This window comes from Streptomyces sp. NBC_00557 (assembly GCF_036345995.1).
In the GTDB taxonomy this organism is placed as follows: domain Bacteria; phylum Actinomycetota; class Actinomycetes; order Streptomycetales; family Streptomycetaceae; genus Streptomyces.
In genome coordinates, this window is the sequence record NZ_CP107796.1 from 7784535 (window position 1) to 7810107 (window position 25573).

General features: G+C 71.7%; 19 protein-coding genes and 1 pseudogene. 17 read left to right on the forward strand and 3 right to left on the reverse strand.

What is annotated here, in order from left to right:
• Positions 1-68: 68 nt before the first annotated feature.
• The 12 genes from betA (at position 69) to OG956_RS34670 (ending at position 18192) form a co-directional block, all read left to right on the forward strand.
• The gene (gene betA / locus OG956_RS34615) at positions 69-1739 is read left to right on the forward strand and encodes a choline dehydrogenase (RefSeq protein WP_330341968.1); all 1671 of its coding nucleotides are present in this window, start codon (positions 69-71) and stop codon (positions 1737-1739) included.
• Between the two features lie 3 nt (positions 1740-1742).
• Positions 1743-2579, forward strand: a complete 837-nt coding sequence (locus OG956_RS34620) for a 5,10-methylenetetrahydrofolate reductase (protein ID WP_330341969.1) — start codon at positions 1743-1745, stop codon at positions 2577-2579.
• 157 nt (positions 2580-2736) lie between these two features.
• Positions 2737-4206 (forward strand): aldehyde dehydrogenase family protein, encoded by a 1470-nt coding sequence (locus OG956_RS34625; RefSeq protein ID WP_330341970.1) that lies wholly within the window; start codon positions 2737-2739, stop codon positions 4204-4206.
• A 21-nt stretch (positions 4207-4227) separates the two neighbouring features.
• Entirely contained in the window at positions 4228-5319 is a 1092-nt protein-coding gene (locus tag OG956_RS34630) for a quaternary amine ABC transporter ATP-binding protein (protein WP_330341971.1), read from the forward strand.
• Entirely contained in the window at positions 5319-7289 is a 1971-nt protein-coding gene (locus OG956_RS34635) for an ABC transporter permease (RefSeq protein WP_330341972.1), read from the forward strand. Before OG956_RS34630 ends, OG956_RS34635 begins: the two co-directional genes overlap by 1 nt.
• Before the next feature lie 13 nt (positions 7290-7302).
• Entirely contained in the window at positions 7303-8268 is a 966-nt protein-coding gene (locus OG956_RS34640; RefSeq protein ID WP_330341973.1) for an ABC transporter substrate-binding protein, read from the forward strand.
• Between the two features lie 221 nt (positions 8269-8489).
• Positions 8490-10928, forward strand: a complete 2439-nt coding sequence (locus OG956_RS34645) for a GcvT family protein (RefSeq protein WP_330341974.1) — start codon at positions 8490-8492, stop codon at positions 10926-10928.
• Positions 10929-10949: 21 nt separating this feature from the next.
• Positions 10950-11810, forward strand: coding sequence for a bifunctional methylenetetrahydrofolate dehydrogenase/methenyltetrahydrofolate cyclohydrolase (locus OG956_RS34650; RefSeq protein ID WP_330341975.1), 861 nt, complete (start codon positions 10950-10952; stop codon positions 11808-11810).
• The gene (glyA, locus tag OG956_RS34655; protein ID WP_330341976.1) at positions 11807-13090 is read left to right on the forward strand and encodes a serine hydroxymethyltransferase; all 1284 of its coding nucleotides are present in this window, start codon (positions 11807-11809) and stop codon (positions 13088-13090) included. Before OG956_RS34650 ends, glyA begins: the two co-directional genes overlap by 4 nt.
• A complete protein-coding gene (locus OG956_RS34660) occupies positions 13087-14319 on the forward strand; it encodes a sarcosine oxidase subunit beta family protein (RefSeq protein WP_330341977.1) in 1233 nt (410 codons plus the stop codon). The genes glyA and OG956_RS34660 overlap by 4 nt, the downstream gene beginning before the upstream one ends.
• 11 nt (positions 14320-14330) lie before the next feature.
• Positions 14331-17597, forward strand: coding sequence for a sarcosine oxidase subunit alpha family protein (locus tag OG956_RS34665; protein WP_330341978.1), 3267 nt, complete (start codon positions 14331-14333; stop codon positions 17595-17597).
• Entirely contained in the window at positions 17590-18192 is a 603-nt protein-coding gene (locus tag OG956_RS34670; RefSeq protein WP_330341979.1) for a sarcosine oxidase subunit gamma, read from the forward strand. Before OG956_RS34665 ends, OG956_RS34670 begins: the two co-directional genes overlap by 8 nt.
• A gap of 20 nt (positions 18193-18212) precedes the next feature.
• Here the strand turns inward: OG956_RS34670 and OG956_RS34675 are convergent, their stop codons facing one another.
• The 3 genes from OG956_RS34675 to purU all read right to left on the reverse strand — a co-directional run bounded on the left by OG956_RS34675 (position 18213) and on the right by purU (position 20747).
• Positions 18213-18602, reverse strand: coding sequence for a hypothetical protein (locus OG956_RS34675; RefSeq protein WP_330341980.1), 390 nt, complete (start codon positions 18600-18602; stop codon positions 18213-18215).
• 362 nt (positions 18603-18964) lie between these two features.
• Positions 18965-19762, reverse strand: a complete 798-nt coding sequence (locus OG956_RS34680) for an IclR family transcriptional regulator (RefSeq protein ID WP_330341981.1) — start codon at positions 19760-19762, stop codon at positions 18965-18967.
• Between the two features lie 112 nt (positions 19763-19874).
• Positions 19875-20747 (reverse strand): formyltetrahydrofolate deformylase, encoded by an 873-nt coding sequence (gene purU / locus OG956_RS34685; RefSeq protein ID WP_330341982.1) that lies wholly within the window; start codon positions 20745-20747, stop codon positions 19875-19877.
• A 335-nt stretch (positions 20748-21082) separates the two neighbouring features.
• On the opposite strand from purU, the pseudogene OG956_RS34690 reads away from it, so the two are divergent.
• The 5 genes and pseudogenes from OG956_RS34690 to OG956_RS34710 form a co-directional block, all read left to right on the forward strand.
• Positions 21083-21211: pseudogene (locus OG956_RS34690) on the forward strand (N-methyl-L-tryptophan oxidase); the annotation flags it as partial.
• A 20-nt stretch (positions 21212-21231) separates the two neighbouring features.
• On the forward strand, positions 21232-22368 hold the full coding sequence (locus OG956_RS34695; protein ID WP_330341983.1) for an aromatic ring-hydroxylating oxygenase subunit alpha: 1137 nt from the start codon (positions 21232-21234) through the stop codon (positions 22366-22368).
• Between the two features lie 116 nt (positions 22369-22484).
• Complete coding sequence (locus OG956_RS34700) at positions 22485-23666, forward strand: NAD(P)/FAD-dependent oxidoreductase (protein ID WP_330341984.1); 1182 nt, start codon at positions 22485-22487, stop codon at positions 23664-23666.
• 151 nt (positions 23667-23817) lie between these two features.
• A complete protein-coding gene (locus OG956_RS34705) occupies positions 23818-25200 on the forward strand; it encodes an L-serine ammonia-lyase (protein WP_330341985.1) in 1383 nt (460 codons plus the stop codon).
• Positions 25201-25350: 150 nt separating this feature from the next.
• Positions 25351-25539 carry a hypothetical protein gene (locus OG956_RS34710; protein ID WP_330341986.1) on the forward strand — a complete coding sequence of 63 codons (189 nt, stop codon included), beginning with the start codon at positions 25351-25353 and terminating at the stop codon, positions 25537-25539.
• Positions 25540-25573: the final 34 nt, after the last annotated feature.

The window sequence follows — 25573 nt, forward strand, 5'->3', positions numbered from 1 at the left end:
TGGTGCGTATAGCGGCACCCGTACTAGCATGCCCCGCACATCACAAGGCGCGAGCGAGACGAGGCACCATGGCTGACTTGCAGTACGACTTCGTCATCGTCGGCGGTGGATCGGCCGGCAGTGCACTGGCCAACCGGCTCTCGGCCGATCCCGCCAACCGGGTGCTGGTCCTGGAGGCGGGCCGCTCCGACTATCCCTGGGACGTCTTCATCCACATGCCCGCCGCGCTGACCTACCCCATAGGCAGCCGCTTCTATGACTGGAAGTACGAGTCCGAGCCCGAGCCCCACATGGGCGGCCGGCGCATCTACCACGCCCGCGGCAAGGTGCTCGGCGGCTCCAGCAGCATCAACGGCATGATCTTCCAGCGCGGCAACCCCATGGACTACGAGCGCTGGGCGTCCGGGCCCGGCATGGAGACCTGGGACTACGCCCACTGCCTGCCGTACTTCCGCCGCATGGAGAACTGCCTGGCCGCCGACCCCGACGACGAGTTCCGCGGCCACGACGGCCCCCTCGTCCTGGAGCGCGGCCCGGCCACCAACCCGCTGTTCACCGCCTTCCTCAAGGCCACCCAGGAGGCGGGCTACGCGCCGACCGACGACGTCAACGGCTACCGGCAGGAAGGGTTCGCCAAGTTCGACCGCAACGTCCACCGCGGGCGCCGGCTGTCCGCCTCCAAGGCGTACCTGCGCCCCGCGATGAAGCGGCCGAACCTCACCGTGAAGACGCGCACCCTGGTCACCCGGGTGCTCTTCGAGGGCAAGCGGGCCGTCGGCGTCGAGTACCGGCGCGGCAGGGGCGCCGTCCAGCAGGTCCGCGCCGGCGAGGTGATCCTGTGCGGCGGCGCCATCAACTCCCCGCAGCTGCTGCAGCTCTCCGGCGTCGGCAACGCCGCCGAGCTGTCCGCCCTCGGCATCGACACCGTGCACGACCTGCCGGGCGTCGGCGAGAACATGCAGGACCACCTGGAGGTGTACGTCCAGTACGCCTGCACGCAGCCCGTCTCCATGCAGCCGTACATGGCGAAGTGGCGCGCCCCGCTGATCGGGCTGCAGTGGCTGTTCCGCAAGGGCCCCGCGGCCACCAACCACTTCGAGGCCGGCGGCTTCGCCCGCAGCAACGAGGACGTGGAGTATCCCAACCTGATGTTCCACTTCCTGCCGGTCGCCGTCCGCTACGACGGCTCCTCGCCGGCCGGCGGCCACGGCTATCAGGTGCACGTCGGGCCCATGTACTCGGACGCCGTCGGATCGGTGAAGATCAAGAGCCGGGACCCGCGGGTGAAGCCCGCCCTGCGCTTCAACTACTTGTCCACCGAGCAGGACCGCCGGGAGTGGGTGGAGGCGATCCGGGTGGCGCGCAAGATCCTCAACCAGCCCGCCCTCGCCCCCTACAACGGCGGCGAGATCTCGCCCGGGCCCTCCGTCGAGACCGACGAGGAGATCCTCGCCTGGGTCGCCAAGGAGGGAGAGACCGCCCTGCACCCCTCGTGCACCTGCAAGATGGGCACCGACGAGATGTCCGTCGTCGACCCGCTGACCATGCGGGTGCACGGACTGGACGGCCTGCGCGTGGTGGACGCGTCAGTGATGCCGTACGTCACCAACGGCAACATCTACGCACCGGTGATGATGATCGCCGAGAAGGCCGCCGACCTCATCCTGGGCAACGAGCCGCTGCCCCCGTCCAAGGTCGCCTACTACCGGCACCGCGACGCCCAGAAACAGGCCGGCTGAGCCATGGGCGCCCAGGCCCTGCGGAGGCTGCTCACCCGCGTCCGTTACGAGGTGCTGCCGGCGAAGGCGGCCGAGGAGAAGGTCCTCGCGCATGTGCCCCGCGACGTCGTGGTCACGGTCACGGCGTCGCCGGTCAAGGGGCTGGAGCCGACGCTGCTGCTCACCGAGCGGCTCGCGGCGCACGGGTACCGCGTCGTGCCGCACGTACCCGCGCGGCTGCTGCGGGACGACACGCACCTGAAGGACGTCGCCGAACGGCTGCGCACGGCAGGCGTGGCGGACGTCTTCGTCCCGGCCGGTGACGCCGATCCGCCGGCCGGGCCGTACCACGGCGCCCTGCCGGTGCTGCGCGCACTCGCCGACCTGGGCGGCCCATTCGCCGACCTGGGCATCACCGGTTATCCGGAGAGTCATCCGCTGATCCACGACGACGTCACCATCCAGTCGATGTGGGACAAGCGGACGTACGCCACCTACATCGTCAGCAACCTGTGCTTCGACGCGGGCGTGCTCGGCGACTGGCTCGCCCGGGTCCGGCGCCGCGGCGTCACGCTGCCCGTGCACCTGGGCGTCGCCGGGCCCGTGCAGCGGGCCAAGCTGCTGTCGATGGCGGCGAAGATCGGGGTGGGGGAGTCGACGCGCTTCCTCACCCGGCACCCCTCCTGGTTCCTGCGGTTGGCGGCACCCGGGGGATACGCCCCCGAGCGCCTGCTCACCCGCGGCGCGCCCGCGTTCACCGCGCCCGCCGCCGCGGTGGCAGGGCTGCACCTGTTCACCTTCAACCAGATCGCCGAGACGGAGCGTTGGCGCCGTGCGGCACTGGACCGCCTGGCCGGCTGACACGGTCCGGGCAGGGGGGGCCGGGGAATCGGACCGGGGACGGCGAAACCGAGACATGCCGACCTCTTGACGGGCGTCAGCCCATTCCGCAATGGTGTTCCACCACAAGCAATTCGATGCACAATGCGCAACGGATTCCGCTCGAAGGGCGCAGCGCGTGGCAGATCTGTATGTGGACGGAGAATGGCGCGCTCCAGTGGCCGGCGGCCACCGGGAGATCCGCTGTCCGGCCGACGGCACCCTGGTCGCGACGGTCTCGGAGGCGACCCGCCCCGACACCGAGGCGGCGATCGGCGCGGCCCGGCGCGCCTTCGACGACGGCCCCTGGCCGCGGACCCCCGAGCGCGAGCGCGGCGCACTGCTGCTGCGCACCGCCGGCATCATCGAGCGCGACGCCAAGGAGTTCGCCCGCGCCGAGTCCCTCGACACCGGCAAGCGCCTGGTGGAGAGCGAGTACGACATCGCCGACGTCGTCTCCTGCTTCCGCTACTACGGCGGCATCGCGGGCACCAGCGCCGGCCGGGTGGTCGACACCGGACGCGACGACGCGCTCAGCCGCGTCACCTATGAACCGGTCGGCGTCTGCGGACTGATCACCCCCTGGAACTACCCGCTGCTGCAAGCGAGCTGGAAGATCGCCCCGGCACTGCTCGCTGGGAACACGGTCGTCCTCAAGCCCAGCGAGCTGACGCCCTCCACCTCGATCCTGCTGATGAAGGCCCTCCAGGAGGCGGGGCTCCCGGCCGGCGCGGCCAACCTGGTGCTCGGCGCCGGGGCCGAGGCGGGCGCGCCGCTCGCCGAGCACCCGGCCGTCGACATGGTGTCGTTCACCGGAGGACTGCACACCGGGCGGCACATCATGGCCACCGCCGCGGCGACCGTGAAGAAGGTCGCCCTCGAACTCGGCGGCAAGAACCCCAACGTGGTGTTCGCCGACGCGGACTTCGAAACGGCCGTCGACTTCGCGCTCACCGCCGTGTTCCTGCACTCCGGGCAGGTCTGCTCGGCCGGCGCCCGCCTGATCGTCGAGGACGCGGTGCACGACGCCTTCGTCGACGAGGTCGTACGCCGCGCCCGGCGGATCCGGCTCGGCGGCCCCTTCGACGCGGAGGCCGAGACCGGGCCGCTGATCTCCGCACAGCACCGGGAGAAGGTCGAGGCGTACGTCGCCGCGGGGCTCGCCGAGGGCGCCGTCCTGCGCTGCGGCGGAGCCCGCCCCGGCGACCGCGCGCTGGCGAACGGCTTCTACTACCCGCCGACCGTCCTCGACGAGTGCCGGCAGGACATGCGCGTGGTGCACGAGGAGTCCTTCGGACCCGTGCTCACCGTCGAACGCTTCCACGACGAGGACGACGCCGTCCGCATCGCCAACGACACGGAGTACGGCCTCGCGGGAGCCGTCTGGACCCAGGACGCGGGCAAGGCCCAGCGGGTCGCCCGGAGGCTGCGCCACGGCACCGTGTGGATCAACGACTACCACCCCTACGTACCGCAGGCGGAATGGGGCGGCTTCGGACACTCGGGCGTGGGCCGTGAGCTGGGACCGGCCGGCCTCGACGAGTACCGGGAGCCCAAGCACGTCTGGCAGAACATCCAACCCCGGCCGCAGCACTGGTTCCGCGGCTGACCGCCCGAGAGAGGCCCGATCATGACCCCAGCCCAGACCGAGGTGTCGCCGCCCAGCGACACGTCCCAGGAGCCCCAGGCGCGTACGCCGGTCATCTCCGTGCGCCGGCTGTGGAAGGTGTTCGGACCCAGGGCCGACGAGGTGCCGGGCTCCGAGGAGCTGTGCGGGCTCAGCCGCCGCGAGCTGATGGACCGCACCGGCTGCACCGCCGCCGTACGGGATGTCGGCTTCGACGTGTCACCCGGCGAGGTCTTCGTCGTCATGGGCCTGTCCGGCTCCGGCAAGTCCACCCTGGTGCGCTGTCTCACCCGGCTGATCGAACCCACCGCCGGAGAGATCGTCTTCGAGGGCGAGGACATCCGCGGCGCCGACGCCAGGCGGCTGCGCGAGCTGCGGCGCAGCAAGTTCTCCATGGTCTTCCAGCACTTCGGCCTGCTGCCGCACCGCAGGGTCGTCGACAACGTGGCGTTCGGCCTCGAGATACGGGGCATGGGCAAGGCCGAGCGCACCAGGAAGGCCCTGGAGGTCGTCGAACTGGTGGGCCTGGCCGGATACGAGAACTCCTACCCCGACCAGCTCTCCGGCGGCATGCAGCAGCGCGTCGGCCTCGCCCGCGCCCTCGCCGGCGATCCCGACGTCCTCTTCTTCGACGAGCCGTTCTCCGCGCTCGACCCGCTGATCCGCCGCGACATGCAGAGCGAGGTCATCCGGCTGCACCACGAGGTCGGCAAGACCATGGTGTTCATCACCCACGACCTGTCCGAGGCCCTGAAGCTCGGCGACCGCATCCTGATCATGCGGGACGGCAAGACGGTCCAGTGCGGCACCGGCGACGAACTCGTCGGCGCCCCCGCCGACGACTACGTACGGGACTTCGTCAAGGACGTGCCGCGCGGCGACGTCCTCACCCTGCGCTGGATCATGCGCCCCGCCGAGCCCGGCGACGCCCTGGACGGACCCGAGCTCGGGCCGGACGTCGTGGTGCGCGAGGCCACCCGCGCGGTGCTCGCCGCCGAGAAGCCCGTCAAGGTCGTGGAGAACGGCAAGCTGCTCGGCATCGTCGGCGACGAGGAGATCCTCTCCGTCGTCGCCGGGCGGGAAGGCGGTGCCTGATGGCCGCCGCCGACGCGACCGCGCCGGTCGCGACGACACGTCACAAGGTCAGCCGCCCCATGGTGGTGGCGGCCGTCCTGCTCGCGTGGCTGGTGCTCTTCGCCGTACTGCGCGGCCGGCAGACCCTGGCCCTCGCGGCGGCCGACCTCACCGGCCTGCACCGGTGGCTGAACGACCTCAACGACAGCATCGGCGCCAACCGCAACTCCAACCCGCTCTTCCTGTACTTCTTCAACGAGATCCGGCTGGCCATCGACAACCTGGTCACCTTCGTCCAGTCCCTGATCTCCCAGCCCACCGGCACCCGCCCGGTGCCGCAGATCGGCTGGCTCGGCGTCGTCGGCCTCACCGGCTACGTCTCCTGGGCCGTGGCCAACTGGCGGGTGGCGCTGCTGGCGGTCGCGGGCTTCACCTTCTTCGGGCTCCAGGGCCTGTGGCAGCAGAGCATGGACACCCTCGCGCTGACCGCGTCGGCGGTCCTCGTGGCGCTGCTCATCGGCATCCCGCTGGGCGTGTGGGCCGGGCTGTCCGACCGGTTCAACCGGATCATGACGCCCTTCCTGGACTTCATGCAGACGATGCCGACCTTCGTCTACCTCGCCCCGCTGACCCTGATCTTCCTCATCGGCGGCGCCTCCGCCGTGATCACCACCGTCATCTACGCGGCACCGCCCGCCATCCGCATCACCGCGCACGCCATCCGCTCGGTGCCGAAGACCACCGTCGAGGCGGCCGACTCGCTCGGCACCACACGCTCGCAGCAGCTGCTGAAGGTGCTGCTGCCGATGTCCCGGCGCACGGTCGTCATGGGCGTCAACCAGACCATCATGGCCGCGCTGGCCATGGTGACCATCGCCGCCCTGATCGACGCGCCCGGCCTCGGCAAGACCGTGGTCCAGGCCCTGCAGTCGCTCGACGTCGGCACGGCGTTCAACGCCGGGCTCGCCATCGTCGTCATGGCCATCGTGCTCGACCGGGTCACCACCGCGGCGGCCGCGCGCACCGGGACCCGCCGCACGGGCGGCCGCCTGTCGCGGTGGCGCCGCCCTCTGCTGGTGGCGGGCGGCGCCGGGGCCGCCGTCCTGGTCTACCTGTCCCACACCTACGTCTGGGCGGCCGAGTTCCCGGGCGACGGCGCCACGGGCAGCCACATCGCGAGCGCGGCCGACACCACGACCACCTGGCTGCAGGACCATCTGTCCGGGATCACCAACGGGCTGCGGAACGTCATCACCACCGGTCTGCTCAACCCGTTCCAGACGCTGCTCACCGACTCCCCGTGGTGGCTGGTCGGCATCACCCTCGTCGCGCTCGGCGCGGTGCTCGGCGGCCGGCGCGCCGCGGCGACGGCCGCGGTGTGCGTCGGTCTGCTGGTCGGCACGGGTGTGTGGTCCGACGGCATGACGACACTGGCCTCCACCGCCGTCGCCACGGTGCTGGTGATGCTGCTCGGCGTCGTCTTCGGCGTGTGGATGGGCCGCAGCCGGCTGGTGGACCGGCTGGTGCGGCCCACTCTGGACGCCGCGCAGGTCATGCCGCCGTTCGTCTACCTCGTGCCGTTCCTGGCGCTGTTCGGCGCCACCCGGTTCACCGCGATCGTCGCGGCCGTCGTGTACGCGGCGCCCGTCGCCATCAAGATCATCGCGGACGGTGTGCGGAACGTGTCCGAGTCCACCGTGGAGGCGGCCGTCTCCTCCGGGTGCAACACCTGGCAGATCATCACCAAGGTCCAGCTGCCGATGGCACGCAGCGCGCTGACCCTCGCCACCAACCAGGGTCTGATCTATGTGCTGTCGATGGTTGTTGTGGGCGGCCTGGTAGGGGCAGGCGCCCTCGGCTACGACGTCGTGGCCGGGTTCTCGCAGGGAGAGCTGTACGGCAAGGGGCTGGCGGCAGGGCTCGCCATCGTACTGCTCGGAGTCATGTTCGACCGGATCACGCAGGCTGCGGCGCGACGCGCCAGGGCATAAGGAGCACGACACCATGGCACATCACTGGCGGGCCGGCGCGGCCGCTGCGGCCGTCCTCGGCCTCACCCTCACGGCCTGCTCGGGAGCGAAGGTCGGCGACAGCACTTCGGCCGGCGCCAAGTCCTCGGACGGCAAGTGCGGCGCCTTCAACCTGGCCGTCAACCCGTGGGTCGGCTACGAGGCGGACGCGGCGGTCGTCGCGTACGTGGCGCAGCACGACCTCGGTTGCACGGTCAACAAGAAGGACCTGAAGGAGGAGATCGCCTGGCAGGGCTTCGGAACCGGTGAGGTGGACGCCGTCCTGGAGAACTGGGGCCACGACGATCTGAAGAAGAAGTACATCACCGAGCAGAAGACCGCCGTGGAAGCGGGGTCGACCGGGAACAAGGGTGTGATCGGCTGGTTCGTGCCGCCGTGGCTCGCCAAGGCCCACCCGGACATCACCGACTGGAAGAACCTGGACAAGTACGCCGACAAGTTCAGGACCTCGGAGTCGGGCGGCAAGGGCCAGCTCCTCGACGGCGACCCGTCGTACGTCACCAACGACGCGGCACTGGTGAAGAACCTGAAGCTCGACTTCAAGGTGGTGTACGCGGGCAGCGAGACGGCGCTCATCCAGGCCTACCGGACGGCCGAGAAGAACAAGCAGTGGGTGATCGGCTACTTCTACGAACCGCAGTGGTTCTTGTCCGAGGTGCCGCTGGTCAAGGTCAACCTGCCGAAGTACACGGCGGGCTGTGACGCCGACGCCGCGAAGATCGCCTGCGACTATCCCGTCTACGACCTGGACAAGATCGTCAGCGCGCGGTTCGCCAAGTCGGGCAGCCCCGCCTACAAGCTGGTGAAGAACTTCCACTGGACCAACGACGACCAGAACACCGTGGCCCGGTACATCGCGGTGGACAAGATGTCGGACGACGCGGCGGCCAAGAAGTGGGTCGACGCGAACCGCGACAAGGTCGACGCCTGGCTGAAGTAGGACGGGACCGGAAAGAGGCCGGCTGACGACGCCCGGCGGGCGGTGCGCGCAGGTGCGCACCGCCCGCCGGGCGTTGCCGTGCCCGGGCCCCTTCTCCGGCCTGTTTTCCGACGTCACCGCCCCCTTGACACCCTTCGCGGCGACAGGCACATTGAGTTGCGTAACCTGAATCACGTTGCGCCAAAAGCAACTGAGCCGGTCTCAAGTTCGGAGGTTGGGCGATGGCGGGACCCCGAGTGGTGATCATCGGAGCGGGTGTCGTGGGAGCGGCCCTGGCGGACGAGATCTCCGCGCGCGGCTGGACCGAAGTGACCGTGGTCGACCAGGGCCCCCTCCCGGCCACCGGGGGATCCAGCTCGCACGCCCCCGGCCTGGTCTTCCAGACGAACGCCTCGAAGACGATGACGGAGCTGGCCCGCTACACCGTCGAGAAGTTCTGCTCCCTCGACGTCGACGGCAAGCCCTGCTTCCTGCAGGTCGGCGGCCTGGAGGTGGCGACCAGCCCCGAGCGGCTCGCCGAGATCCGGCGCCGGCACGGCTGGATCACCGCGTGGGGCATCGAGGCCCGCCTGCTGACCCCCGACGAGTGCGTGGCCAAGCACCCGCTGGTCGACCGCGACAAGGTCCTCGGCGGTCTGTTCGTCCCCACCGACGGCCTGGCCAAGGCCGTCCTCGCCGTCGAGGCCCAGATCCGCCGGGCCACCGAGCGCGGCGTGCGCTTCCTCGCCCGGCACGAGGTCCTCGACATCCGGCAGAGCGAAGGCCGCGTCACCGGCGTCGTCACCGACCACGGCGAGATCGACGCCGACGTCGTCGTGTGCTGCGCCGGCATCTGGGGCCCGAAGATCGCCCGCATGGCCGGCATGAACCTGCCGCTCACCCCGCTGGCCCACCAGCTCGCCTGGACCGGCCCGGTCCCCGCCCTCGCCGGCCAGACCGAGGAGGCGGTCCGCCCGATCCTGCGCCACCAGGACGCCGACCTGTACTACCGCGACCGCTACGACGGCCTCGGCATCGGCTACTACGGCCACCGCCCCATGCCGGTCTCCGCCGACGACATCCTCTCCGTGGACGCGGCCGAACAGATGCCCTCGGTGCTGAAGTTCACCGAGGAGGACTTCGAGCCGGCCTGGACCGAGACGCAGTCCCTGCTCCCGGCGACCAAGGAGGCGAAGATCGAGGAGGGCATCAACGGCTTGTTCTCCTTCACCACCGACGGCTACCCGCTGCTCGGCGAGTCCCCCGACGTCAAGGGCTTCTGGGTCGCCGAGGCCGTGTGGGTGACCCACTCCGCGGGCGTCGGCCGGGCCGTCGCCGAATGGCTGGTCGACGGCTACTGCTCCTCCTTCGACCTGCACGAGTGCGACGTCAACCGCTTCGAGCCGCACCAGCTCTCCCCGGAGTACGTCCTGGCCCGCGACTGCCGGAACTTCGTGGAGGTCTACGACATCCTCCATCCGCTCCAGCCCTCGGGTGAGCCGCGCCCGATCCGCACCAGCCCCTTCTACGCCCGCCAGCAGGAACACGGCGCGTTCTTCCTGGAGGCGAACGGCTGGGAGCGCCCCCAGTGGTACGAGGCCAACGCAGGCCTGGTCGAGGGCCGTTCGATCCCCACGCCCAACGACTGGGCCGCCCGCTACTGGTCGCCCGTGGTCGGCGCCGAGGCGCAGGTCACCCGCGAGAAGGTCGCCCTGTACGACATGACGGCCCTCAAGCGCCTCGAGGTCAGCGGCCCCGGCGCCGCCGACTTCCTGGAGGGCCTGGTCACCGGCAAGGTCGCCAAGTCCGTCGGCTCGGTGACGTACACCCTGCTGCTGGACCACGACGGCGGCATCCGCAGCGACATCACCGTCGCCCGCCTCGGCCGCGACCTCTTCCAGGTCGGCGCCAACGGCAACCTGGACCTCGACTGGTTCACCCGCCACCTGCCCGCCGACGGCCGCGTCCAGGTCCGCGACATCACCGCCGGCACCTGCTGCATCGGCCTGTGGGGCCCGCTCGCCCGCGAGGTGCTGCAGCCGCTCACCGACGAGGACTTCTCGAACGAGGGCCTGAAGTACTTCCGCGCCAAGCGCGCCTACATCGGCTCGGTTCCGGTCACCGCGATGCGGCTGTCGTACGTCGGCGAACTGGGCTGGGAGCTGTACACCACCGCCGACCAGGGCCTGAAGCTGTGGGACACCCTGTGGGCCGCGGCCGAACCGCTCGGCGGCGTCGTCGCCGGCCGCGGCGCCTTCAACAGCCTCCGCCTGGAGAAGGGTTACCGCTCCTTCGGCACCGACATGACCTACGAGCACGACCCGTACGAGGCCGGCGTCGGCTTCGCCGTCAAGCTCGACAAGGGCGACTTCGTCGGGAAGGCCGCGCTGGAGCGCCGCAAGGAGAACGTCCGGCGCAGGCTGAGCTGCCTCACCATCGACGACCCGCACGCCGTCGTCATGGGCAAGGAGCCCGTGTACGACGGCGACCGCGCCGTCGGTTACGTCACCAGCGCGGCGTACGGCTACACCATCGGCAAGGGGATCGCCTATGCGTGGCTGCCGGCGGAGCTGGCCGAGCCCGGCACGAGGGTGCACATCGGCTACTTCGACCAGCGTGTCGAGGCCGTCGTCGCCGAGGAACCGTTGTTCGACCCGTCCATGTCCCGCCTCCGTGGCTAGCCGAGGGAAGGAACACCACCGGTGACCGCACAGCTCCTCGACGGCAGGGCGACCGCCGCCGCCATCCGCCGTGAACTGGCCGAGCGCGTGGCCAAGCTGACCGCCCTCACCGGCCGTCCGCCAGGTCTCGGGACCGTCCTCGTCGGCGACGACCCCGGCAGCCGTGCCTACGTAGCCGGGAAGCACCGCGACTGCGCCCAGGTCGGCATCGCCTCCCTGCGCCGCGAACTGCCCGCCGACGCCACCCGGCAACAGGTCGAGGACGTCATCGACGAACTCAACGCCGACCCGGCCTGCACCGGATACATCGTCCAGCTCCCGCTCCCGCGCCACCTGGACGCGAACGCCGTGCTGGAGCGCATGGACCCCGCCAAGGACGCCGACGGACTGCACCCCGTCAACCTCGGCCGCCTCGTCCTCGGCATCGACGCCCCGCTGCCCTGCACCCCGCGCGGCATCGTCGAACTGCTGCGCCGCCACGACGTTCCGCTCGCCGGGGCCCGGGTGTGCGTGGTCGGCCGGGGCATCACGGTCGGCCGGCCCATCGGCCTGCTGCTCACCCGCAGGTCCGAGAACGCCACCGTGACCCTCTGCCACACCGGAACCAAGGGACTGGCCTGGCACGTGCGCGAGGCGGACATCGTCGTCGCGGCCGCCGGCTCGCCCGGACTGATCACCAAGGACATGCTGCGCCCCGGCGCTGCCGTCCTGGACGTCGGCATCACCCGCACCGAGCACGGGCTCGTCGGCGACATCCACCCGGAGGCCGCCGAGGCCGCCGGCTGGCTCGCCCCGATGCCCGGGGGAGTGGGACCCATGACCCGAGCGATGCTCCTCGCGAATGTCGTCGAGGCCGCCGAGAGGAACGCGAACGCCGTATGAACCCCCTGAACACCAGCCTCGCCGAGCTGGACCCGGAGGTCCACGCAGCCCTGCGCGCCGAGCTGCGCCGCCAGCAGTCCACCCTGGAGATGATCGCCTCCGAGAACTTCGCGCCCACCGCCGTGATGGAGGCGCAGGGCTCGGTGGCGACCAACAAGTACGCCGAGGGCTACCCGGGACGCCGCTACTACGGCGGCTGCGAACACGTCGACGTCACCGAGCGGCTGGCGATCGAACGCGTCAAGTCCCTGTTCGGCGCCGCCTACGCCAACGTCCAGCCGCACTCGGGCGCGCAGGCCAACACCGCCGTGTTCTTCGCCCTCCTGCAGCCCGGTGACACCGTCATGGGCCTCGACCTCGCGCACGGCGGCCACCTCACCCACGGCATGCGCATCAACTACAGCGGCAAGATGCTGAACGTGGTGCCCTACCACGTCTCCGAGGCGGACCACCTCGTGGACATGGACGAGGTGGAGCGGCTCGCCAAGGAGCACCGCCCCAAGATGATCATCGCGGGCTGGTCGGCGTATCCCAGGCAGCTGGACTTCGCGGCCTTCCGCCGGATCGCCGACGAGGTCGGCGCCCTCCTCATGGTCGACATGGCGCACTTCGCGGGCCTGGTCGCCGCCGGGCTGCACCCGAGCCCCGTCCCGCACGCCCACGTCGTCACCACCACCACGCACAAGACCCTCGGAGGTCCGCGCGGCGGGGTCATCCTCACCGACGACGCCGACCTCGCCAAGAAGATCAACTCGGCGGTGTTCCCGGGCATGCAGGGAGGGCCGCTGGAGCACGTCATCGCAGCCAAGGCGGTCTCCTTCAAGGTCGCGGCCTCGCCCGAGTTCGCCGAGCGCCAGACCCGCACCCTCGCCGGCGCCCGCATCCTCGCCGAACGCCTCGCCCGGCCCGACGCCACCGCGGCCGGCGTGAAGGTGCTGACCGGCGGCACGGACGTCCACCTGGTCCTGGTGGACCTGCGGGACTCCGAACTCGACGGCAGGCGGGCCGAGGACCTCCTGCACGAGATCGGCATCACCGTCAACCGCAACGCGGTGCCCTTCGACCCGCGCCCGCCCATGGTCACCTCAGGCCTGCGCATCGGCACCCCGGCGCTGGCCACCCGCGGTTTCACGGAGGACGACTTCGCCGAGGTCGCCGACGTGATCGCGCTGGCCCTGCGGCCCGAGCCGGACGTGGCCGCCCTGCGTGCCCGCACCGAGGCGCTGGCCGCCAAGCACCCGCTCTACCCGCACCTCTCGCACGACGGAGACGCCCGATGAGCCCCCGCACCCCCGGCGCCGACCTCCCCGACCACCCGGACTTCCTCTGGCGCGACCCGGACCCCAGGCCGTCGTACGACGTGATCGTCGTGGGCGGCGGCGGACACGGCCTGGCCACCGCCCACTACCTGGCGAAGAACCACGGCATCACCAGCGTCGCCGTCCTGGAGAGGGGCTGGCTCGCGGGCGGCAACATGGCCCGCAACACCACGATCATCCGCTCCAACTACCTGTGGGACGAGAGCGCCGGCATCTACGAGCACGCGCTGAAGCTGTGGGAGGGGCTGGAGGAGGAACTGGACTACCCGATCCTCTTCTCCCAGCGCGGTGTGCTGAACCTCGCCCACAGCCTCCAGGACGTCCGCGACAGCGTCCGCCGCGTCGAGGCCAACCGGCTCAACGGCGTGGACGCCGAATGGCTGGACGCCGACGGGGTCAAAGAGGTCTGCCCGATCGTCAACACCTCCCCGGACGTGCGCTACCCCGTCCTCGGCGGCACCTACCAGCCGCGCGCCGGCATCGCCAAGCACGACTACGTCGCCTGGGGCTTCGCCCGCTCCGCGGACGCCGCCGGCATCGACATCATCCAGAACTGCGAGGTCACCGGGCTCGATGTGGCGGGCGGCCGGGTGGTCGGCGTGCAGACCACCCGCGGTCCGATCGCGGCCGGCAAGGTGGCCCTGTGCGCGGCCGGTCACACCTCCGTCCTCGCCGCCATGGCCGGCATCGAACTGCCCCTGCAGAGCCACCCGTTGCAGGCGCTCGTCTCCGAACTCCTGGAACCGGTCCACCCCACGGTGGTGATGTCCAACGCCGTCCACGTGTACGTCAGCCAGGCGCACAAGGGCGAACTGGTCATGGGCGCCGGCATCGACGCCTACAACTCCTACACCCAGCGCGGCGCCTTCCACATCATCGAGGACCAGATGTCGGCGGCCCTGGAGCTCTTCCCGGTCTTCGCCCGCGCCCACGTGCTGCGCACCTGGGGCGGCATCGTGGACGTCAGCCCCGACGCCTCGCCCATCGTCGGCCTCAGCCCCGTCGACAACCTCTACCTCAACTGCGGCTGGGGGACCGGCGGTTTCAAGGCCACCCCGGGTGTCGGCTGGGTCTACGCCCACACCATCGCCCACGACACGCCCCACCCCCTGAACGCCCCCTTCTCGCTCGACCGTTTCACCACCGGCGCGCTCGTCGACGAGCACGGCGCTGCCGCGGTGGCCCACTAGGGAGCCGAACCATGCTGCTCATCCCCTGCCCGTGGTGCGGGCCCCGTGACGAGGCCGAGTTCCACTACGGCGGCCAGGCCCACGTCCCCTACCCCGAGGACCCCGCCGCCCTCACCGACGAGGAGTGGGCGCGGTACCTGTTCTTCCGCGACAACCCCAAGGGCCCCTTCGCCGAGCGGTGGAGCCACGCGGCGGGCTGCCGCCGGTGGTTCAACGCGGTGCGGGACACGTCGACGAACGAGATCCTGGCGGTGTACCGGGTGGGGGAGGACCGGCCGGCCGCCCTCGAACCGCGTCCGTCCGTGCCCGCCGGTCCGGCGATCCAGGACGGCTCCGCCGGCGGCTCCTCACTCCAGGGCGGCTCCGGCGGCGGCTCCTCGCTCCAGGACGGCTCCGGCGGACGCTCCACGACCTCCGGCCCGCAGCCGTCGGCTCCAGGGTTTCCGGAGCCGGGCGTCCCCGGTCAGGCGTTCCGTCTCTCAGGAGGCGGCCGCATCGACCGCGGCACCCCCCTCACCTTCACATTCGACGGCACCCGGTACGAAGGGTTCCGCGGCGACACCCTCGCCTCCGCCCTGCTCGCCAACGGCGTCATCCAGGCCGCCACCAGCATCAAGCTGGGCCGCCCGCGCGGCATCTTCTCCGCCGGCGTCGAGGAACCCAACGCGGTCGTCCAGATCGAGGCCCCCTTCCCCGAGCCCATGCTCCCCGCCACCACCGTCGAGCTCTACGACGGCCTGGCCGCGAGCAGCCTTCCCGGCCAGGGCCGCCTCGCCGACACACCCGACCCCGCCCGCTACGACGCCGTACACGCCCACTGCGACGTGCTGGTCGTCGGCGCCGGCCCGGCCGGACTCGCGGCGGCGGCCGCGGCGGCGAGCGGCGGCGCCCGCGTCATCCTCGCCGACGACCAGCCGGAGGCCGGCGGCAGCCTGCTCGGCACCGGCGAGCACCTCGACTGGGTCGCCGAGACCCGCGCCCGGCTCGACGCGGCGCCCGAGGTCCGCGTCCTGCCCCGCACCACCGTCTTCGGCTACTACGACGACAACCACCTCCTGGCCGTCGAGCGCCGCACCAACCACCTCGGGGTCGCAGCTCCGGAGAACGTCTCCCGCGAGCGCGTCTGGCGCATCCGCGCCCGGCGCGTGGTCCTCGCGACCGGCGCCCACGAACGCTCGCTGGCGTTCGGCGACAACGACCGGCCGGGCGTGATGCTGGCGTCCTCGGCCCGCACCTACCTGCACCGCTACGCCGTCCTCCCCGGCCGGCACGCCGTCGTGTTCACCACCAACGACAGCGCCTACGCCGCCGCCCTCGACCTGGCGGCCGCCGGCGTGGACATCGCGGCGATCGTCGACACCCGGACCGAGCCGGGGGAGTGGGCCGAGCGGGCCCGCTCCGCCGGCATCGAGGTGCTCACCGGACACGCGGTCATCGGCACGGAGGGCGCCGCCCGGCTGACCGCCGTGACGGTCGCCCCCTACGGCCGGTCCACGGGACAGCGGGAGTTCGCCGCCGACCTGCTGCTGGTCTCCGGCGGCTGGAACCCGGTCGCGCACCTGTTCAGCCAGGCGGGCGGAAAGCTCCGGCACGACGACGCCCTCGGCGCGTTCGTGCCCGGCAGCTGCCGTCAGGCGGTGGAGGTCGCGGGCAGCGCGAACGGCGCCTTCGACCTGGCCACGGCCCTCGCGCAGGGTGCGTCGGCCGGTGTCCGCGCGGCCGAGGCGGAGGGCTGCACGGCCGAGCCCCCCGTCCTGCCGGCCGTGTCCGCGCAGCCGTACAACCCGCCCATGCAGGTCTTCACCGTCCCCGGCGACACCGGCGCTCCCCGGTTCGTCGACCTCCAGCGCGACGTCACGGTCGACGACCTGGCGCGGGCGACCGGCGCGGGCCTGCGCTCGGTGGAGCACACCAAGCGCTACACCACGGCCGGCACCGCCAACGACCAGGGCAAGACGGGCGGCGTCCTGGCGAGCGGCGTCGTCGCCGAACTCCTCGGCGTGGACGTCTCGGCGCTCGGCCTGCCCACCTTCCGGCCGCCGTACACCCCGGTGTCCTTCGCCGCCCTCGCCGGCCGCGACCGCGGTGCGCTGAGCGACCCGGTGCGCACCACCGCCCTGCACGGCTGGCACGTCGAGCACGGCGCCCTGTTCGAGAACGTCGGCCAGTGGAAGCGGCCCTGGTACTACCCGCGCGACGGCGAGGACATGGAGACCGCCGTGCTGCGCGAGTGCCGGGCGGCCCGGGAGGGCGTGGCCTTCATGGACGCCTCCACACTCGGCAAGATCGACGTCCAGGGTCCGGACGCCGCGGTCTTCCTCGACCGGCTCTACACCAACATGATGAGCACCCTGAAGGTCGGCATGATCCGCTACGGCGTGATGTGCCGCCTGGACGGAATGGTCTTCGACGACGGCACGGTCATCCGGCTCGCCCAGGACCGGTTCCTGGTCACCACCACGACCGGCAACGCCGCGGCCGTACTGGACTGGATGGAGGAGTGGCTGCAGACCGAGTGGCCCGAACTGAAGGCCCACTGCACGTCGGTCACCGAGCAGTGGGCCACCGTGGCCCTGGTCGGCCCGAAGTCCCGCGCGGTCCTCGGCTCGCTCGCTCCCGAACTGGACGTCTCCAACGAGAACTTCCCGTTCATGGCGTGGCGGGACGCGACGGTCGCGGGCCTGGAGGCGCGGGTGTGCCGGATCAGCTTCTCCGGCGAACTCGCCTACGAGATCAACGTCTCGCCGTGGGACGCCCGCAGGCTGTGGGAGGCGCTGTACGAGGCCGGCGCCCCGTACGGCATCACCCCGTACGGCACCGAGACCATGCACGTCCTGCGCGCCGAGAAGGGCTATCCGATCGTCGGGCAGGACACCGACGGCACGGTCACCCCGCAGGACCTCGGCATGGGCTGGGCGGTGTCGAAGAAGAAGCCCGACTTCATCGGCAAGCGCTCCTACGCCCGCGCGGACACCGTCCGCCCCGACCGCAAGCACCTCGTCGGGCTCCTCCCGGAGGACCCGGCCGTCTTCCTCCCCGAGGGCACCCATCTGGTCGCCGACAGCGAACTGCCCGCCCCGCCCGTCCCGATGCTCGGTCACGTCACCTCCAGCTACCGCAGCGCGGCGCTCGACCGGACGTTCGCGCTCGCCCTGGTCAAGGGGGGCCGGGACCGCATCGGCGAACGCCTCTACGCGCCCGTCGGCGACCGGCTGGTCCCGGTGACCGTCGCAAGCCCCGTCCTCTACGACCCCGAGGGAGCCCGCCGCGATGGCTGACACCGCCCTGACCCCGTGGCAGCGCAGCCCCCTGACCGACGCCGCCCACCGCCTGGCCGCCGCGACGCGCTCTTCCCGGGGCGCGATCCGGCTGGCCGAACTCCCCTTCCTGGCCCAGGTGAACGTCCGCCTCGACGCCAAGGGCCTGGCGGCGGACGCCGTCGGACTCGCCCTGGGACTCCAGCTGCCCCTGGAACCCAACACCGTCGTGCACGCGGGGGACGTGACCGCGGTGTGGCTCGGCCCCGACGAATGGCTGGTGGTGGGCCGGCCGGGCACCGAGCGGGACCTGGAGGGCCGGATCCGCGCGGCGGCCGGCGACGAACCGGTCTCGGTCACCGACGTCTCCGCCCAGCGCACCACCCTGCTGGTGGCCGGACCCCGGGCCCGCGACCTGCTGGCCCACGGCTGCTCGCTGGACCTGCACCCACGCGCCTTCGGCCCCGGCCGCTGCGCGCAGACGACGCTGGCCCGCACCCAGGTCGTCCTGGTGGCCCGCGACGAACCCAGGGCCGGGTTCTGGGTGCTGGTGCGCTCCTCGTTCGCCGGCTATCTGGCGGACTGGCTGCTGGACGCGGCCGTCGAATACCGGTGACCCGCACGCCTCCCGGCCGCTCACGGCGGCGGCCGGGAGGCGAACTCGCCGCTCCGGCGACTTGTCGACACCATCCGGGTCGAGGTGGCCGCCGGCCGCGTCTTCGACGCCGGCGCACGGATGGCAACGACGTCTCGGGCGGCCTCGCCGACCCCGCGATGCCGCCGCTGATGGCCCGCGGCAAGGCGCCGCACGTCCTGACGCACTGACGCGGCCACTCCGCCGGCATGCAGGCCGACGCCGTCCACCGGGATGTCGTCACCGATGTGGCCGGCGAGCCGCGGCTGCGGATCGAGGGCGAAGACCGCTGCGCCGACGCCGCCGCCGATCTGCCGGAAGCAGTCGGCCGCGCTGGAGGCCGGGGTCCCGGTCGGCCGCCTGGTCGTCGGCCCGGGGCTCGGCTTAGCCAAGGGGCCGGGTATGACCGGGAGTTGCCGGCCCGGCCGGGCGGAGGGCCGCGCGCCTGGCCGTCCGGTCCCCGTGGACGCGTCCCGCAAGTCCTTCCCGGGCCGGGCGCCGGCCGGCGCGGCGACGGGACGCCCGCGCCCGGCGCCGTCACTGGGACGCCCGCGCCCGGCGCCGTCACGGGACGTCCGCGCCCTGCGCCGTGTCCGTCCTCGCCGCCGCGCAGGGCGTCCGGTGCCTGCGTGTGCACGGCGTCGCCGCGACGCTCGACGCGGTGCGGGTGACCGCCCGCGGGGGCGCCGAGGTGGCTCACCGGGCGCGGGTGCATCGGCGACGAGCGCCGTACCCGGTCCACGCCCGGAGCACGTCAGCCGACGTGGCCCATGCGGTGACTGATCTCCGCCGCGCCCTTGATCAGCAGCGGCGCCAGCTCGTGCATGCGCTCCTCGGTGAAGCGGTACGCCGGACCGGAGGAGCTGAGGGCGGCGATGACCTCGCCGCGGTGGGCGCGGATCGGGGCGGCCATGGCGTGCAGCCCGATCTCGAGCTCCTCCAGCGTCACCGCGTACCCGCGTTCCCGCGCCTCGGTCAGGTCCTTCTCCAGCTTCGCCCGGGTGGTCAGGGTGCGCGTGGTGTGCTTCCGGAGGCCCGAGGCCGCGAGCACCTCGTCCCGCTCTCGCGCCGGCAGGTGCGCCAGCAGGATCTTGCCGCTGGACGTGGCGTGCACCGGCGTGAGCTGTCCGACCCAGTTGTGGGTGCCGACGGCGCCCGGCCCGCGCACCTGATAGAGGTTGACGGCGTAATGCTCCTGCAGCACGGCGATGTTGACGGTCTCGCCGATCTCCTCGCTGAGCCGCTCGCACACCTCGCGGCCCTGCTGGGTGATGTCCAGGCGCCCGGTGACCGCGCCGGCCAGGCGCACGATGCCGAAACCGAGCCGGTACTTGCCGCGCTCGGCCGCCTGCTCCACCAGTCCGCGCGCCTCCAGCGCCCCGAGCAGACGGAACGCGGTCGACTTGTGGACGTCGATCTCGGCGGCGACCTCGCTGACGCCCGCCTCTCCGCGCCGGGCGAGGATCTCCAGGACGCTGACGGCGCGGTCGACGGACTGCACCCCGCTCACCGCCGGAGCCGTTGTTTCGCCATCTGCGGTGTGGTTGCTCATGGCGCAACTATACGCAGAGGGAGGGGTGCGGCGAAGGGTCGCGGCGAGCCGTTGCCGGACCTCGCCGGCCGTCGGCGCCGGCCGGCCCCCCTACCGTAGGGCGGCCCGTGCGTCAGCGGAAGACGACCGTGCAGTTGCCGTTGGTCAGCACACGGCTCTCGCTGTGCCACTGCACGGCGCGGGCGAGGACCCGGGCCTCCACGTCGCGGCCCATGGTGACCAGTTCGTCCGGCGTGTGGGAGTGGTCCACACGCACGACGTCCTGCTCGATGATCGGGCCCTCGTCGAGGTCGGGCGTGACGTAGTGTGCCGTCGCCCCGACGAGCTTGACGCCGCGCCGGTGCGCCTGCGCGTACGGCCGGGCGCCCTTGAAGCTCGGCAGGAAGGAGTGGTGGATGTTGATGGCCCGGCCGTCGAGCCGCTTGCACAGGTCGTCGGAGAGGATCTGCATGTAGCGGGCCAGCACCACCAGGTCGATGCCGAGTTCGGCGACGAGCTCCAGCAGCCGGGCCTCCGCCTCGGCCTTGGTCTCCCGGGTCACCGGGATGTGGTGGAACGGGATGCCGTAGTTCCGGGCCAGCGGCTCGAAGTCGCGGTGGTTGGAGACGATCGCCGGGATCTCGATGTTGAGCGAGCCGGTGGACTGGCGGAAGAGCAGGTCGTTCAGGCAGTGGCCGAACTTCGACACCATGATCAGGGTGCGGGTCGGGGTCGAGGCGTCATGCAGCTGCCAGGTGATCCGGTACGCCTCGGCGACCGGGCCGAAGCCGGTGCGCAGCAGCTCCAGGGACGTGGCCGGATGGGTGACCTCGAAGTGCACCCGCATGAAGAAGCGGTCCTGAAGGCGGTCGTCGAACTGCTGGCTCTCGAGGATGTTGCCGGAATGGCTCACGAGGAAGCTGGTGACCGCGTGGACAATGCCTGACCGGTCGGGGCACGAGAGGGTGAGGACGAACTCGCGGCCGGGCTGCGGGCGAGGGGACATGACATCCTCCGTAATGCGCAATACGCAACGGTGAGAGTGATACGCAACATGGTCCGGTGTGGACGGCGGCCGGTCAAGAGGCTTGTTCCTGCCTGAGCGAGAAGATGCGCCATGCGCAACAACTCGCCCTCAGGGGCGGCAGACTTCCGCCCCCCGTCTTGACGGCGCAACGCTCTCGATGTTCAGTTGCGTGTAAAGAGACATGTTTCGTAAAGCGCAACGTTGATCGCCGTCCCCCCCCAGACCAGGAAGTCCGATGTCGATCCGTGCCATCGACGAGGCGCCCCTCAGCAGGTTCCGTCGCAAGCTCACCTGGGCCTGCGCAGGCGGGCCCTTCCTGCGGGTTCTCCGGCCACGGGTTCACGTTCGTGCCCGTGATCGGCGAGATCGTCGCCGACCTGACCGTCGACGGCACCACCGAGCACCCCATCGCCCTCTCCGGCCCGCGCCGCGTGCGCGTCTGACGCATCCCGAGGTGACCACGATGACGACGACCAGCCTTCCCTCCAGCCTGATCGCCACGCTGCCCGGGCAGTACTACACCGACCCCGAGGTCTTCGCCCTGGAGCAGGAACGCGTCTTCGAGGCCATGTGGTTCTGCGTGGCCCGCGCCTCGGACCTGGCGCGGCCGGGGCAGTTCCGCACCTGCCAGGTGGGCCGTGAGAGCGTGCTGGTCTCCCGCTCCCGGGACGGCTCCGTCAAGGCGTTCCTGAACATCTGCCGGCACCGGGGCGCGAAGCTGTGCCTGGAGGAGTCCGGTGAGGTCAAGCGCGCCTTCCAGTGCCCCTACCACGCCTGGACGTACGGCCTGGACGGCAAGCTGGTGGCGGCGCCGAACCTGACGTCGATGGCCGATGTCGACCGCACCGCGTACGGCCTGGTGAACGTCCATGTCCGCGAGTGGCTCGGCTACGTGTGGGTGTGTCTGGCCGGCACCCCGCCGTCCTTCGAACAGGACGTGATCGGCGCGGTGGCCGAACGGCTCGGCGACACCGAGTCGATCGAGAACTACGACGTCGACAACCTGCGGGTCGGCCGGCGCATCACGTACGACGTGAAGGCCAACTGGAAGCTGATCATCGAGAACTTCATGGAGTGCTACCACTGCGCGACCATCCACCCCGAACTCACCGAGGTGCTCCCGGAGTTCGCCGACGGCTACGCGGCGCAGTACTACGTCGGCCACGGCGCCGGGTTCGGTGCGCAGGTCAAGGGCTTCACCGTCGACGGCGGCGAGGGCCTGGACCGCATCCCGGGCGTCGGGCAGGACCAGGACCGCCGCTACTACGCGATCACGGTCAAGCCGCAGGTGTTCGTCAACCTGGTGCCGGACCACGTGATCGTCCACCGGATGTACCCCATGGCGCACGACCGCACGGTGGTGGAGTGCGACTGGCTGTACCTGCCGCACGTGGTGGAGAGCGGAAAGGACGTGGACCGCTCGGTGGAGCTGTTCCACCGGGTGAACCAGCAGGACTTCGGCGCCTGCGAGCGCACCCAGCCGGGGATGAGCTCCCGGGCCTACGCCAAGGGCGGCGTCCTGGTGCCCAGCGAGCACCACATCGGCGCCTTCCACACCTGGCTGCGGGACCGGCTCGAGGCGCACCCCGCCCAGGACTGATGCGTCCCGTCCCCTTGACAGCCGTCCGGAACAATGGAAAGCATGTTGCGTATAGCGATTGATGTTGTGTAATTCGAGACAGTCAGTCCGAGACAGTCATCCTTCGGAGAGCCCGCATGAGGAGCATCACCGTCGTCGGCGCGTCACTGGCAGGCCTGAGCACCGTCCGCGCGCTGCGCGCACAGGGCTACGACGGCGAGATCGTCGTCGTGGGGGAGGAGCGGCACGCGCCCTACGACCGGCCGCCGCTGTCCAAGGACTTCCTCAAGGGCGAGCTCGACGCCGACGCGCTCGCGCTCGGCGACGCGGACGAGTACGACGACCTCGACGTCCACTGGCTGCTCGGCGAGCGCGCGGTGCGGCTCGATCCCGCGGCCCGGACCGTCACGCTGGCCGGCGGACGGCACGTGCGCACCGAAGGCGTGGTCATCGCGACCGGCGCCACCGCCCGCACCCTCCCCGGCACGGACGGACTGGCCGGCGTCCACACACTGCGCACCCTGGACGACGCCCAGGCGCTGCGCGCCGAACTGCTGAGCGGCCTGCCCCGGGTCGTCGTCATCGGCGCCGGCTTCATCGGCGCCGAGGTGGCCTCCACCGCCCACCGGCTCGGGCTGCACGTCACCGTCGTCGAGGCGCTCGACGTCCCGCTGGAGCGCCAACTGGGCCGCACGATGGGGCGGGTGTGCGCCTCGCTGCACGGCGACCACGGGGTCGGCCTGCTGTGCGGCACCGGCGTGGCCGGACTCGTCGGCGGCGAACGCGTCACCGGAGTGCGCCTGGCCGACGGGCGCGTGCTGCCCGCCGACATCGTGGTGGCCGGGGTGGGCGTGCGGCCCGCCACCGACTGGCTCGCCGGCTCCGGTGTCGAGGTCGACGACGGCGTGGTCTGCGACGCCGGCTGCGCCACCACCGTCCCCGGTGTGGTCGCCGTCGGCGACGTCGCCCGCTGCCCCCATCCGTTCACCGGCCGGCACGCCCGCATCGAGCACTGGAGCAACGCCACGGAACACGGGACGACGGCCGCCCGCACACTGCTGTCGGGCGTCCCGGCTGCCGCCCCGGCCACCGCACCGTACTTCTGGTCCGACCAGTACCGGGTGCGCATCCAGCTGGCCGGGCACGTCGCTCCCGGCGCCCAGCCCGAGGTGGTCGACGGCGACCTCGACAGCCGGTGCTTCACCGCCGTCTACCGGCGCGAGGACACCCCGGTCGCGGTGCTCTCCCTGAACCAGCCGAAGCTGTTCAACCGGCTCCGCCGCACCCTCGTCCCCGCCGCCGTGCCTGCCGTGTCATGAGGGCCGCGCGTCAACTCATCCCGGCCCGGCGCACGTCGGCAGTGCACCGGGACAGGACGCGCCGGCGTCTGCGCCACGGCCCGCCCCGGTAACCGACAACCCTCCCGCAGGGCGTGCCCGGCACACCCCGCCCGTCCCCCGGAGTCACGGCGTGGCAATCAGCGTCTTCGACCTGTTCTCCATCGGCATCGGCCCGTCCAGCTCGCACACCGTCGGCCCGATGCGCGCGGCCGCGATGTTCGCCGCCCGGCTGAAGAAGGACGGCGTGCTGGCCCAGACCGCGGCGGTGCGGGCGGAGCTGTTCGGCTCCCTCGGCGCCACCGGGCACGGCCACGGCACCCCCAAGGCCGTCCTGCTCGGCCTGGAGGGCAACGAACCGCACACCGTCGACGTCACCCAGGCCGACCTGGACGTCGAACGGATCCGCGGCACCGGCCGCATCCGCCTCCTCGGCGCCGAGATCGGCTCCGCACACGAGATCGACTTCGACGCCTCCACCCAGCTCGTCCTGCACCGCCGGCGCTCACTGCCGTACCACGCCAACGGCATGACCCTGTTCGCGTACGACGCCGACGGCGTGCCGCTGCTGGAGAAGACGTACTACTCGGTCGGCGGCGGCTTCGTGGTCGACGAGGACGCCGTGGGCGCCGACCGGGTCAAGGCCGACGACACCGAGCTGTCCCACCCGTTCCGCACCGGTGACGAACTGCTGAGGCTCGCCCGCGAGACCGGCCTGTCCATCTCCGCGCTGATGCTGGAGAACGAGAAGGCGTGGCGCGGCGAGGAGGAGATCCGCGCGGGCCTGCTGGCGATCTGGCGGGTCATGGAGGGCTGCGTCTCCCGCGGCCTGTCCCGCGAGGGCATCCTGCCCGGTGGCCTGAAGGTCCGCCGGCGGGCCGCGTCGGCGGCCCGGGCCCTGCGCAGCGAGGGCGACCCGGCGGGCCGCGCGATGGAGTGGGTCACCCTCTACGCGATGGCGGTGAACGAGGAGAACGCCGCCGGGGGCCGGGTCGTCACCGCCCCGACGAACGGCGCGGCCGGCATCATCCCCGCGGTCCTGCACTACTACCTGCGCTTCGTCCCCGGGGCCGACGAGGACGGCGTGGTGAGGTTCCTGCTGGCCGCGGGCGCGATCGGCCTGCTCTTCAAGGAGAACGCCTCCATCTCCGGCGCCGAGGTCGGCTGCCAGGGCGAGGTGGGTTCCGCCTGCTCGATGGCGGCAGGCGGCCTCGCCGAGGTGCTGGGCGGCAGCCCGGAGCAGGTGGAGAACGCCGCCGAGATCGGCATGGAGCACAACCTCGGCCTGACCTGCGACCCGGTCGGCGGCCTGGTCCAGATCCCGTGCATCGAGCGCAACGGCATGGCCGCGGTGAAGGCCGTCACCGCGGCTCGCATGGCCCTGCGCGGCGACGGACGGCACCACGTCTCCCTCGACAAGGTCATCAAGACGATGAAGGAGACCGGCGCCGACATGAAGGTCAAGTACAAGGAGACCGCCCGCGGCGGACTCGCCGTCAACGTCATCGAGTGCTGACGCGGCGGACCGCGCACACAGGTCCGTGCGCACCGTTCTCCTTCGCGTCACCGGGCGATCCCGCGGGAACAGAGGGACGATGGAGGACGGAGCAAGGGCGCTCGCGGGGGAACCCGGTGGAGTACAGCGCATCATGTCGCGGGAGTGGTCATGAGCAAGTCGGCCCACACCCGGCAGCGGGCGAAGACGCGGGGCTGCGGTTCCCGGTTGCCGTCGCGCCGGGCGGCGCGCCCCGCCGCCGTACGCAAGGCGACGTCCGCGAACGGCGACTGGGTGCTGCTGCCCGGCGGCTCGTGGCGGCACGTCGAGACGATCCGCGTGCGCGGCCTGTTCGGCTGACCGCACCCTGCGGTGAGCCGGCCCCGCGGCCTCG